Source organism: Bacillus hominis, assembly GCF_018332515.1.
Classification (GTDB): Bacteria; Bacillota; Bacilli; order Bacillales; family Bacillaceae_G; genus Bacillus_A; species Bacillus_A hominis.
The window spans coordinates 1-13,486 of the sequence record NZ_BOQD01000073.1; the positions used below are offsets into that span (position 1 = coordinate 1).

Annotated in this window: 13 protein-coding genes; all 13 read right to left on the reverse strand. The window is 36.4% G+C overall.

All coding sequences use genetic code 11. The features are described from left to right. Positions 1-105 precede the first annotated feature (105 nt). The gene (locus KI356_RS08770) at positions 106-1,344 is read right to left on the reverse strand and encodes a competence/damage-inducible protein A (RefSeq protein WP_212935268.1); all 1,239 of its coding nucleotides are present in this window, start codon (positions 1,342-1,344) and stop codon (positions 106-108) included. A 20-nt stretch (positions 1,345-1,364) separates the two neighbouring features. Further along, on the reverse strand, positions 1,365-1,943 hold the full coding sequence (gene pgsA, locus KI356_RS08775; protein ID WP_128281259.1) for a CDP-diacylglycerol--glycerol-3-phosphate 3-phosphatidyltransferase: 579 nt from the start codon (positions 1,941-1,943) through the stop codon (positions 1,365-1,367). Positions 1,944-2,006: 63 nt separating this feature from the next. Then, on the reverse strand, positions 2,007-2,918 hold the full coding sequence (locus KI356_RS08780) for a helix-turn-helix domain-containing protein (protein WP_212935274.1): 912 nt from the start codon (positions 2,916-2,918) through the stop codon (positions 2,007-2,009). 21 nt (positions 2,919-2,939) lie between these two features. Further along, positions 2,940-3,725 (reverse strand): DUF3388 domain-containing protein, encoded by a 786-nt coding sequence (locus KI356_RS08785; protein WP_000574107.1) that lies wholly within the window; start codon positions 3,723-3,725, stop codon positions 2,940-2,942. Between the two features lie 138 nt (positions 3,726-3,863). After that, complete coding sequence (locus KI356_RS08790) at positions 3,864-4,112, reverse strand: DUF3243 domain-containing protein (protein ID WP_000114449.1); 249 nt, start codon at positions 4,110-4,112, stop codon at positions 3,864-3,866. 75 nt (positions 4,113-4,187) lie between these two features. Further along, the gene (gene ymfI, locus KI356_RS08795) at positions 4,188-4,901 is read right to left on the reverse strand and encodes an elongation factor P 5-aminopentanone reductase (protein ID WP_212935269.1); all 714 of its coding nucleotides are present in this window, start codon (positions 4,899-4,901) and stop codon (positions 4,188-4,190) included. A gap of 117 nt (positions 4,902-5,018) precedes the next feature. Further along, positions 5,019-6,305 (reverse strand): EF-P 5-aminopentanol modification-associated protein YfmH, encoded by a 1,287-nt coding sequence (gene yfmH, locus KI356_RS08800; protein WP_212935270.1) that lies wholly within the window; start codon positions 6,303-6,305, stop codon positions 5,019-5,021. Beyond that, complete coding sequence (gene yfmF / locus KI356_RS08805) at positions 6,306-7,580, reverse strand: EF-P 5-aminopentanol modification-associated protein YfmF (RefSeq protein WP_212935271.1); 1,275 nt, start codon at positions 7,578-7,580, stop codon at positions 6,306-6,308. It lies immediately after the preceding gene. Between the two features lie 210 nt (positions 7,581-7,790). Further along, positions 7,791-8,750, reverse strand: coding sequence for an ABC transporter permease (locus KI356_RS08810; protein ID WP_088059889.1), 960 nt, complete (start codon positions 8,748-8,750; stop codon positions 7,791-7,793). Continuing rightward, positions 8,751-9,809: an ABC transporter permease gene (locus KI356_RS08815; RefSeq protein WP_128281254.1), complete on the reverse strand. Its 1,059-nt coding sequence runs from the start codon at positions 9,807-9,809 to the stop codon at positions 8,751-8,753. Continuing rightward, entirely contained in the window at positions 9,802-11,334 is a 1,533-nt protein-coding gene (locus KI356_RS08820) for an ABC transporter ATP-binding protein (protein WP_212935272.1), read from the reverse strand. Before KI356_RS08820 ends, KI356_RS08815 begins: the two co-directional genes overlap by 8 nt. A gap of 108 nt (positions 11,335-11,442) precedes the next feature. Next, on the reverse strand, positions 11,443-12,519 hold the full coding sequence (locus KI356_RS08825; RefSeq protein ID WP_212935273.1) for a BMP family lipoprotein: 1,077 nt from the start codon (positions 12,517-12,519) through the stop codon (positions 11,443-11,445). 90 nt (positions 12,520-12,609) lie between these two features. Next, positions 12,610-13,335 (reverse strand): GntR family transcriptional regulator, encoded by a 726-nt coding sequence (locus KI356_RS08830; RefSeq protein ID WP_002121705.1) that lies wholly within the window; start codon positions 13,333-13,335, stop codon positions 12,610-12,612. Positions 13,336-13,486: the final 151 nt, after the last annotated feature.

A 13,486-nucleotide genomic window follows, 5' to 3' on the forward strand; every position in this document is an offset into this window, starting at 1 on the left:
CCTATTTTCAATTCAATTTGCCAACAAAAATCGAACATTTATTCGATTTTTTTATTTTCTATCAAATAAAACTCGATTTACCCACAAAAAAAAGCTAGAAGAAATTTATATCTCTTCTAGCTTTTTATATAAATGATAAAATCCATATTTTGCAGAGCGTTCTCGAATTTGTTGACGACTTCCACTCAAATTAAGAGAGAAGATTTCAGTCGGTTCATCCTGAATCGCCAATCCAACAAATACTGTCCCTGGTTCTTTATGCTCTGAAGCATCCGGTCCTGCCACCCCAGTAAAACTAATCCCGATATCTGCATTTAACAGTTTCTTTATATTTTCAGCAAGATAACGAGCACACTGTTTACTAACCGCGCCGTCAGTACGTAACACTTCTTCAGGTACATGTAAAATTTGTTGCTTCACATCATTTTGATAACAAATGACACCGCCTTTAAATACAGACGAAACACCTGCATTTTCTGTTACTTGGTTTCCAAAAAGACCACCTGTTAAACTTTCTGCACACGCTAAAGTTAACCCTTTTTCCTTCAATAGCCTTATTGCCTTGTAATGAAGGAAATCTTGGTCATATCCGTAGAAAAATTCTCCTACTCTTTCTAAAATCAAATCTTCCACATGCTGAATCAGCTTCTCCGCCTCATCAGCATCATGATGTTTCGCAGTTAAACGTAATGTCACTTCCCCATCATTTGCAAGTGGTGCAATAGTTGGATTCGTCTGTCCATCAATTAAATCTTGGACTTTCACCTCTAATTGAGATTCACCAATACCAAAAAAGCGAAGAACACGAGAATAAATATTTTCCCCCGTTGTAAAGTTACGTAAAAAAGGCTCTACATAACTTACATACATCGGCTTCATTTCTTTTGGTGGTCCTGGTAATAAAATATAAACTTTTCCGTTCTTATTTAATCCCATACCAGGCGCCATACCGTGATCATTCGCAAATACAGTCGATCCATTTAAAACGAGCGCCTGCTTTTTATTATTCTCCGTAAATTCACGGCCTGTACGCTTAAAATAATCGCTTATCGATGTTAATGCCTTTTCATCATACACAAGCTCTTCATCTAAACTAGACGCTATTGTTTCTTTCGTTAAATCATCTTTTGTCGGTCCTAATCCACCTGTAAAAATGAGCATATCAGCTCGTTCTTCAGCAACTTCAATTGCCTTCTGTAACCGCTTGTTATTATCCCCAACAACAGTATGGTAGTACACGTTAATTCCGATTGAAGCTAACTTTTCAGACAAAAACTGGGCATTTGTATTTGCAATTTGTCCAAGTAATAATTCCGTTCCAACCGCAATAATTTCAGCATTCATCCCAATTCCCCCATAAACTTCTATTTTGAGTTTACAAAAGCATCTTTATTTTTCCAGAAATAATCCCATCCTGAAATAACGGTAAAGAATAATGCAATCCATATGAAAATATCTGCAACTGGAATATGAAGTAAATTTAACGGTACATCATGTAATAAGTATGCTGCAATCGCAATAATTTGTGTCCATGTCTTAATTTTCCCTAACTGATTTGCTGCAACTACTTCCCCTGTTCCAGCAAGTACAAGGCGTAAACCTGTTACTGCAAACTCACGGCTTATAATTACAATAACGATCCAAGCAGGTACGTATTGCATCTCTACTAACGTGATAAGTGCTGCCGAAACAAGTAATTTATCTGCTAACGGGTCAAGGAATTTCCCTAAATTCGTTACAAGATTATACTTTCTTGCATAATGTCCATCAATCCAATCTGTAGCCGAAGCAATAATAAAGATAAGCGCCCCTACTAAATGTTGAATCGGTAACTCTACATCACCAATTATAAATGAGCCCCACTCAAAGGGCGCTAGCATAATTACCATAAAAATTGGAATTAAGCAGATTCTAGATATTGTAATTTTATTTGGTAAATTCACAGCTATTCCTCCATCATATCAAAAACATTTGTTCATTGAAAAAAGTCATCGAAGCGATGACTGTTATTGCGCAGCTTGCCCTATCCCTAGATTTTTAATCAAGAATTTCTGATGATAATTCTCGTCCGGATTCAATGGGAATGTAACGACTTGGCCATTCAATTTAAATTCAACATTCGGTGCACTTCCTATATTAAGGTTTACCTCTTTCGCTGTTGATAAATCATATTTTTGGGTCTGGCCTGCCTGTAAAGTACCGCTAAAGATATCATTTCCTGCCTCATTTTTAATACCTACATAACTTGCGTTTTTTGTTGTAATTTCCAATTCTAACGCTTTATTATTATGAATTTCCAAAGTAGATGTTATCTTATCGGTCCCAACTAACTTAATTTCATTCTCACCAGCTGGCTGTCCTTTTTGTTCCTCTTTCTTTGGCTCTTCTTTCTTTGGTTCTTCTTTTTTTGGTTCTTCCGCTTTCGCTTCATCTTTCTTCGTATCTAGCGGAGAATTTTTTGCTTTTTGAACCTCAATTTTCTCACTTTGAGCATTTGGAACTTGCCTATCATCTTTTCCAGTTAACGCTTGAATAACAAACCAGACTACCACTCCACATGCGATTACTAACAACGCAATCAAAATTTTTGGCATATGATCTGCAATTGGCCATGATGAAGATTTTTGCATTGTTTCTTGTGTTTTTTGTCCAGTTGATACTTGCGGAACATCGTGTCTTTCAGATTGTGGTATCGTACTCTGATATTCTACAAGCAGTTCCTCTCCATTTAATCCAACCGCATCTGCGTATTGTTTAATGAATGCACGCGCATAAAAAGCTCCTGGCAACACATCATAATTGCCTTCTTCAATCGCTACTAAATGGCGTTTTTGAATTTTTGTAATTTCATGCAGCTGATCAATAGACAAGCCTTTCGCTTCTCTTGCTTCTGTCAGCTTTTGTCCTAATTCCGTCACTACTAACACCTCAATATTTCTTTAAAAGTCGAACATAGAGAAATTATTTTGCGTACCTTGCTCAATTTCATCTACTAAATTATATTGAATTTCTTCATCATAATCGTTACGCAATTCGATAATATAATCAAAATCATCCAATGTGTATTCTGACTGACTCACAAACACATCCGGATGTTCTACAACTTTCGTTGCAGGCAATCTCATGATTTCACGAACGAGCTGCCAGTGTCTTTCATTGGCACGCTTTGTCGACACAATTCCATCTAGTATGAAAATATTATCGTCGCTATACTCATCTTCAATCAATTGGCTACGAACAGTTTGCTTAATGAGAGTAGATGATACGAATAACCATCTCTTATTTGCACAAACACTTGCGGCAACAATAGATTCTGTTTTTCCGACACGAGGCATTCCTCGTATCCCAATTAGTTTATGACCTTCTTTTTTCATTATCTCCGCCATAAAGTCTACAAGTAATCCTAATTCATCACGCACAAATCGAAATGTTTTCTTGTCATCTGCATCTCGTTGTATGTACCTACCATGTCTAACTGCTAGTTTATCTCTAAGCTTTGGCGGACGATATTTCGTTACCGTTATATTATCCATCGTATTTAAAATTGATTCAAGTCTAGAGATTTGTTCTTGATTATCACACATAAGCAAAAGTCCACGTCGTGCATTATCTACACCATTAATTGTGACAATATTGATGCCAAGCATACCGATTAACGAAGAAACGTCACCAAGTAAGCCAGGTCGGTTTTTATGTATTTCATATTCAAAATACCATTCAATCATCCAAGATCACTCCCCCACGCTTACTTTACACCTACGTACTATATTATATGATTTCACCTTAATAGGGAAGCTAAATGTATAATCTATTCCTCCTAATTATTATACAAAAAAAGAGAGAGGAGCTTCTCCTCTCTACTTTTACTTATGTTGTACAAACTTCACCATTAAATTTGCGATTGTATGTTGTTCTTGTTCGTCAGCAACTTTCCAAAGCTCAGACAATAATTTTTCTTGATCGTTGCGCGCTTCTACTTCATTTGCTAAATAATCACCAACACGAAATGCCATATCTGATACTGCACCGCCATCAAGCCCTTTTCCTCCCGCTTGTTCTAAACGTTCTCCTAAAAAGCTCTTCCACTGATCAAAATTATCTAACACTGACATGTTTAAGCACCTCACTATTGAGTAATAGAATCATGCTTAATTTGTACATTTTTTTATTTTTTATGTAAGAAATTTTTAACAATGCCAACCGCCATTCACTCCGATAATTTGCCCCGTAATATAAGAAGCTCCTGGCGAAACAAGGAAGGATACTGTTTTTGCTACCTCTTCGGGTAGTCCTATTCTACCTAATGGAATATCTTCAGCAATTTCATTTTTATCATCTTCTGAAAATACATTTAACATTTCCGTTTCAATCGCACCTGGTGCTACCGCATTAACGCGCAATCCACTTAAAGAAACTTCTTTCGCTAAAGCCTTCACATACGAATTTTGTGCACCTTTTACCATTGAGTACAGCACCTCACAAGATGCTCCTATTTGCCCCCATATGGATGAAATAATGACAACATTACCACTTCTCCGCCCGATCATCGGTGGAAGCGCCATCGATAGAAGTCTATATACACTCTTCACTTGAAGCTCCACCATATAATCTAATTCTTCATTCGTAACATCTGTTACTAATCCAAAGATACTCTTTCCAGCTGCGTATACAATCACATCAATAGGATGTTCGATTTGTCCCCACAGTTCCTCCGCTCCATCGATAGAAGCTAAATTTGCTTGCACAGGAATCACTACATCAAATTCCTTTTGTAACTCCCTTACCTTCTCTTCGCTTTTATTGTAATGAATATAGACTGTATAACCATCCGCGATTAACTGCTTCGAAATAGCAGAGCCAATCCCTCCGCTTCCTCCAGTTACTAATGCATACTTTTTCATAAATTCCCTCTCTTATCTTTTATGTATAAATAAATAATACCCTCATCTTACCATTTGGCAATAACCAAACGGTAAGATGAGGGATATAGATACTGCGTTTTTTATTCAAATATTACTTCACTTTTTTGGTAACACTTGGCAGATGCTCATTTTCTCTTCAATTAATAATGTTTTTGCTGCTTGTTGTAGGTCTTGAACAGTTAATCCTTCTAACACTGTAAGAGCATCAAATAAACTAGATTCATTAAACGCATATCGTGTAAACTGATTTGCAATATATTCAGGTGAATTCAACGATCGTAAAAATCCACCAATTTTCTTTTTCTTCACCCGTTCCAGCGCAGTCTCATCTAACTGATCATAATTCGTTTGCAGTAAAATCCCTTTTAATCGCTCTGCCAATTCATCAGGTTGCTTCGTATCTCCACCAACCATTGCAAAACCGAAGTTATTTTCTTCTGTATAGTCATACGAGAACGAATCATCAATAAGACCTTCATTATATAAAGATTCGTAATGAACTGATCCTTTGCCAAATAAATAATCCAAAAGTAATGTAAGCGCAATTTCTTGTTTTAAAAGGGCTTGCCCTTTTTCTTTTAAATTCGTTGCCTTAATACCAACTAAACATTTTGGAGTTTGAACAGGCATTGAAATAATTTTTTTCTTTTCATTTACTTCTTCTGGTTCCTCTTCAAAAGAGCGAACGATTTCCGGTTGATTTTCGTAATCTTTTTTCGCTTGATTTTCACGAACTAAATCCATTGTTTTTTCAGGATCAATCGCTCCAACAACAAATAATAACATGTTGCTTGGATGGTAAAAAGTCTCATAACATTCATACAGTAGGTCTTTTGTAATTTTACTAATAGACTCAATTGTCCCTGCAATATCAATTTTAATTGGATGTTTCACAAACAAACTATCGATTAACCCAAAGTATAAACGCCAATCTGGGTTATCTTGGTACATTTGAATTTCTTGACCGATAATACCTTTTTCTTTTTCAACCGTTTTTTCAGAGAAATACGGTTCTTGTACAAAGTCTAACAACGTATTTAAATTTCCCTCTACATTTGATGTACAGGAAAAGAGATAAGCGGTTCTTGTAAAAGATGTAAAAGCGTTCGCTGAAGCACCTTGTTTACTAAACAATTGAAACGCATCATGGTCCTCTTTTTCAAACAATTTATGTTCAAGGAAATGAGCAATTCCATCTGGTACACGAGTCATGTCTTCTTTTCCAAGTGGAACAAATGTATTATCAACAGAACCGTACTTCGTCGTAAATGTTGCAAATGTTTTGTTGAAGCCTTGTTTCGGTAAGATATATACGTCTAATCCATTCGGAAGTTTTTCATAATATAGCGTTTCTTTTAATTGCTCATACACAATTTTCTCCATTTATTCTCCCTCCGTTCCATGTAAAAAGTAAATTGTATCTAGTTCAATATTATTAGCAACTTTCACAATCTCTTCTTTCGTCACGCCTTCTATGCCCGTTAGCCATTCTTCAACTGGACGCGTACGCTCCGATATTACCCCGTGATAAAGCATTTCAACAAAACCACGTGGTGTATCAATTGCCTCTAAGATTTGATTTTGAATTACACTTTTCGTTTGCTGAATCTCTTCCTCTGAAAAATCACCGTTTTGCATTGCTTTCATCTGTTCTTTAATAATTTCAACAGCCTTTTCAAAGTTCTTCGCTTCAATTCCAGACATAACGAAGAGCAAACCTTTATGACTTTCAAATCTCGATGCTGCATAGTACGCTAAACTATTTTTTTCACGGACATTTACAAATAACTTCGAATGAGAAAATCCTCCAAATAATCCGTTAAACAATTGTAATGCAAAATAATCTTCATCTTTATACGTAATGAATGTGCGATAGCCGATATTTAATTTACTTTGCTTTAGTTCTTGTTTTTCAACAATTTCTTTTTCTTCATTATTTCGTTTATGAAGAAGTACATTTCTTTCTTTCCTAGCGCGAGGTGAAATCGAAAAATACTTATTTACAAGCTCCATGGCATCTTCTGAAATGTCACCAATGATATATAAATCCATTTCATCTTCAGCTAACACTTTTTGATAATATTGATACAAACTTTCATTTGTAATAGAAGCAACACTTTCTTTTTTCCCATTTGCACTTAAGCGATATGGTTCTACTTTGCACATTTCTTCAATTAAACGCTCGTTTGCATAACGCATTTTATCATCATAAGTAGCTTCAATTCTTTGCAAAAGTGCTCGTTTCTCACTTTCTACAATAGAAGATAGAAAACCATCCCCTTCTGTTGCTGGATGTAAAACAATATCAGATAACATAGAAAGCGCTTTTTCAAATAACGGTGGTGCATCGCGTAAATATGTTTCATTTGCAATGTCTACATAAATAGAGATGATGTGGTCTTCCCCTTTTTTACTTACATCTACCGCTAAAGAAGATCCATATAATTCTTCTAAATATTGACGAAGACGAATTACAGAAGGCAGTTTTTCTGTCGCACTTTGCAATACGTATGGCAATAGGGCGCGCTCTGTCACCGTCTCCTCATTTAAAGGTGCTTTCAAACGAAATACAAAGGTATTTGTTTTATATTTATCAGTCGGAATAATATGTACTCGCAAGCCACCTAATTCATGCAGTTGCTGTTCCATTAGTTTCATTAATAGCCCTCCTTTACGTATGTAGGAATATTCCTCTTCAATATACAGTTTTTAGAAATAAAAAATCAACTTTTCTTCCTTATTATGCTTACATTTGAGTCTTTCTAAAAACTTTAATATGTAAGGAACATAGTAAAATTCCGTATTACATATATTCTATGTAAAAAAGCCCGCACTAATGTGCGAGCTTTTCTTATACTTTTTAAATACTCATCGTTTTCCTTTTTCATAAGGCGTTCCTAATGCTTTCGGAGCTTCAGATCGGCCTACAAAACCAACGAGTGCTAATATTGTAAATACATACGGTAATATCGTTAAGAATACACTTGGAATTTCTTTTAATACAGGAATTGTACCACCTGTTATCCCAAGTGATTGAGCAAATCCGAAGAACAGTGCTGCTCCAAGAGCACCGAGTGGATTCCATTTACCAAAGATCATAGCTGCTAGTGCTAAGAAACCTTGTCCAGTAATTGTAGCACCTGAGAAGTTACCAGAAATCGACATTGCGAAGACCGCACCACCCACTCCTGCAAACATTCCAGATATACAAACTGCAATATAACGCATTTTATATACATTAATCCCCATCGTATCTGCTGCCATTGGATGTTCACCAACAGCACGAAGACGAAGACCGAACGGCGTTTTATAAATAATGTACCAGACAACAAAAGCTAAAATAATAGCAATATACGATGTTAACGGTACATTTGAGAAAAAGATTTTCCCGATTACCGGAATATCCGAAAGCCCTGGAACATCGATTTTTTCAATTCGGTATTGAATAAAATCAGTTTGTCCTTTACCAAAGATTTTCTTAATCGCAAATACTGTTAAACCGAGAGCCAAAAAGTTAATCGCTACCCCGCTTACTACTTGATCTGCGCGGAATGTAATGGATGCTACTGCGTGAAGAAGTGCAAATAACCCACTACCAATAGCTGCAAATAATAGTGCAATCCAAGGAGTCATTGCTCCCCACGTATCACCCATTAATAACGTTGTAACGATACCAGTAAATGCACCAAATAACATTAAACCTTCTAATGCTATATTTACAACTCCGGAACGTTCACTGAACACTCCACCTAACGCCGTAAAAATAAGTGGCGCTGCCGTATATAACGTACCAGTCACAAGAATGGCTAAAATATCTAAAAAGCTCATTTATTTTCCCTCCTTGCTCATGCGTGTAAGTGCCCAGCGTAAAACATAACTGCAAGCAACAAAGAAAATAATACATGCGATAATAACATTAATTAACTCAGAAGGTACATCTGCTTCAAAATTCATTTGTGGGGCTGCACTTTTCAAACCGCCGAACAGTAAAGCCGATAATAATATACCAAACGGATTATTCCCTCCAAGAAGAGCTACCGCAATCCCATCAAATCCAATACCTGTAAACGAAGACATCGCTGTCATGTTTTGGAATGTACCAAGCCCTTCCATAGCACCACCAATCCCTGCAAATGCACCTGCAATCGTCATAGATAGCACAACATTTCGAGAAACTTTCATCCCCGCATACTGAGAAGCATGTTGATTAAATCCAACAGATTTCAATTCGTATCCCAATGTCGTTCTGTCCAATAAGAACCACATAATAATCGCAATTAAAATCGCTACGATAATTCCCCAGTGCAAACGAGAACCATCCGTTAAAGAAGATAGCCATTCAGAAGATAAAGAAGCACTAGATTTTATGTCATACGATTTCTCATTCGCCTCATGTAAAAAGCGCTTAATTAGATCATACGTTACGTAAAGTGCAATATAATTCATCATGATCGTTACGATTACTTCATTTACTTTAAATTTCCCTTTCAAATACCCCGGGATAAATCCCCATAAACCACCAGCTATCGCCGCTACTAAAATTGACAACGGGATATGTAAAATTGCCGGTAATGATACTGCATACCCAAACCAAACAGCAGCAAGCCAACCGACTAATAATTGCCCTTCTACTCCGATGTTAAAAAGACCTGTACGGAATGCAAATGCCACAGAAAGTCCTGCTAACACAAGTGGAATCATCGTACGTAATGTTTCACCAATTGCTTGCGGATTTCCAACCATTCCTTCCCAAAGCGCTGCATACCCAACAATTGGATCATATCCACTAACTAACATTACAATGGCACCAACAAGTAAACCAAAAATAACGGATAATATAGGAACTAAAATGTTAATTGTTCGCTCCGTTAAAAATTTTTTAGCCATTTGTATTCACCTTCTCTTTCTCCGTTCCGCCAGCCATCAACAAACCAAGCTGTTGTTCATTTGTTTCTTTCGCATCGACAATTGCCACAATTTTCCCTTCATATATAACAGCAACTCGATCACTTACATTCAAAATTTCATCCAGTTCTAGCGATAGAAGTAATACTGCTTTCCCATTATCTCTCTGCTCGATTAATTTTTTATGAATAAATTCAATCGCACCTACATCTAAACCACGTGTTGGCTGTGCTGCAATTAATAAATCCGGATTACGATCCACTTCACGTGCGATAATTGCCTTTTGCTGGTTTCCACCAGATAGTGCACGGGTTAAGGTTTGTTCACTAGGTGTACGTACATCAAACTGTTCAATAAGTGCTTTTGCTTTTTGTGTGATTTTACTAAAGTTTAAAATCCCTTTCTTTGAGAATGGGTTTTTATAGTACGTTTGCAAAACTATATTATCTCTAACAGAAAAATCAAGCACAAGCCCGTGTTTATGACGGTCTTCTGGAATATGACCAATTCCTTCCTCTGTAATTCTTCGAACAGGCCAATTCGTTATTTCTTTTCCTTTAATTGCAATAGAACCTGACTCAACTTTTCGTAAACCAGTAATTGCCTCTATTAATTCACTTTGTCCATTTCCATCAATCCCTGCAATACCAACGATTTCTCCTGCACGAACAGTTAAGTCAAGGCCTTTTACAGCAGGTAATTGGCGTGCATCATGAACGACAAGATTCGCAACAGATAGAACCTCCTCTTTCGGTTTGGCCTCTATTTTTTCTGTTTTAAAATTCACTTGACGTCCGACCATTAATTCTGCAAGTTTATGTTCATCCATTTTCGCAACGTCAACTGTACCAATTCCTTTACCTTTACGAATAATTGTGCAACGATCGCAAACTTCCATAATTTCTTTTAATTTATGTGTAATAAGAACGATAGATTTTCCTTCTTGCACAAGCTTTTTCATAATTTGAATCAACTCATGAATTTCTTGAGGAGTTAACACTGCAGTCGGTTCATCGAATATTAAAATCTCCGCACCACGATAAAGCGTCTTTAATATTTCAACCCTTTGCTGCATCCCAACCGAAATATCTTCAATCTTTGCATATGGATCAACAGCTAAACCGTACTGTTCAGATAATTGTTTAATTTCTTTTGCAGCCTCTTCAACAGCTATCTTCCCTTTTCTCTTCGGCTCATTTCCAAGAATGATATTCTCTGTAACTGTAAAATTATGAACAAGCATAAAATGCTGATGGACCATCCCAATTCCAAGGTCATTTGCTATATTCGGATTTGTAATTTTTACAGGGTTTCCTTTAATCTTAATTTCGCCCTGTTCTGGTTGATACAAACCGAACAGTACATTCATCAACGTTGATTTCCCTGCACCATTTTCTCCAAGTAAAGCGTGTATCTCTCCCTGTTTTACTTGCAGCGTAATATCATCATTCGCTACAATGCCTGGGAATACTTTTGTAATATTGTTCATCTCAATTACGTATTCCATTTTGTTCCTCCTTCTAGCAGGGAACACTCCCCAATTACACTCTATTAAAAGTATTTTTATATATACAAAGGTTAGTTCTAAGAACTAACCTTTGCTATTTCTCTATCATTATTTCTTTAGAGCAGCTTCGTATGCTTTATATTCCTCATCAGTCGCAGGTACTTTAATTTCACCAGCAGTGATTTTCTTCTCAAACTCTTCTACTTTTGTTAAAATTTCTGGGTTTACTTTTTTCACATTGTCAGTTGATTTCGCGATACCGACACCTTCATCTTTTAAACCAAACTCTTCTACTTTACCGCCTTCTAACTTACCATCTTTCGCTTCTTGTGCTACTTTTGCTACCGCAATATCAACGCGTTTTACCATTGAAGTTAATGTTACGTTTTCAGGCATACCTTCTTGATGTTGATCACGGTCAACACCGATTACCCAAACATTTTCACCTTTTTTCTTACGATTTTTCGCTTCTGTGAATACACCGTTACCAGTCGCACCTGAAGCATGGTAAATTACGTCAACGCCTCCACCGTACATTGCTGAAGCTAATATAGATCCTTTTTCTGGCTTATCAAATGCGTCAGCATATTGTGATACGATTTCGATATTTGGGTTTACTGCTTTTGCACCAGCTTTGAAACCTGATTCAAATTTTGTAATTAATGGACTCTTCACGCCACCAATAAATCCAACTTTATTTGATTTTGTTGTCATTGCTGCTACAGCACCAACTAGGAATGAACCTTCATGGTCTTTAAATGTAATACTTGTTACATTCGGTGCTTTCACAACAGTATCTACAATTGCAAATTGCTCTTTCGGATATTGTTTTGCAACCTTTTCAATCGAGTCTTGCATTAAAAATCCAATACCAAATGTTGTGTTATAATTATCTTTCGCAAATTTCGTTAAATTCGGGATATAGTCTGCATCTTTACTTGATTGAAGGTAACGATATCCTTCATTTTTCTTTAAATCGTTGTCTTTACCAAATTTCGTTAAACCTTCCCAAGCTGATTGGTTAAATGATTTGTCATCAACGCCCCCAACATCTGTAACCATACCAACCTTAAACTCTTTATCCCCTTTTTTGTCACTATCCGCTTTATCCGAGTTACCACATGCACCTAACACCGTACTCGCTGCTAACGTTAACGATAATAAAAGACCTGTTTTTTTCTTCATACTAGAAACCCCTCCTGAAATGTTTTGTCTAATGATTCATACGCTGCTGTCCCTTACTTCTTGCTGTCACCTCCCTAAAAAGGAACTTCCCTACATACGTTTTCTTAATACGTGGAAGCTAAACTTATCAGCTCTAAAGTAATTAATAGAATATAAGATTGGCTCATCATTTTGATCATAGTGCATTTGTTTTAAAACTAGCAGTGCCGTTTCAGGTTCACATTCTAAAATCGGTGAAATTTTCGGGTGATAACCAATCGGTTCAATGTGAGCAACTGCGTATGTGATACGCTTGTGCGTATTATTATGTATTACTGTAAGCAACGATTCCTCATTGTATCCCGATAAATCTGGTAATATCTCTTTTGCTAGTTTATCAATGCAATACACAACTGGTTCCCCATCCGCTGTACGAACACGTTCAATCATTACTGCGCTAAAACCATCTTCACAATTAAATTTCTCTTTTTCTTCTTCTGTTAAAGTTGTTGTAGATGATGATAAAAAGATTGTTCCTGGTGTTTTCCCCACACTAGAAATCATATCTGTAATACTAGAAAGTTGCTCTATTCCAGAAGAAAATAACGGCTTCGCATTTACAAATGTCCCTACACCATGTCTACGAATAACAACATTTTCTTCTTCTAAAATGCGCAGTGCTTCCCTTAAAGTTGCCCTACTTACACCAAGTTCTTTCGCTAGATCAAACTCTGAAGGTAACTTTTGTTTTTCTTTGTAAGCCCCATCTTTAATTTTTCCTTTGATGTGATCAATCACCCGCAAATATAGGTGACGACTATCGGATTTTACTGACATAAGACTCCCCCGCATTTCAATTATTCGACCTCTGATGTAAGACTTCTTTTCTCTTTTTTCAACTTACAACATAGTAAAAATTACTAAATACTAAAAATAAGCGTAATTATCGAATAAATATTAATAATTTTTCAAGATGAAATTTTCACTC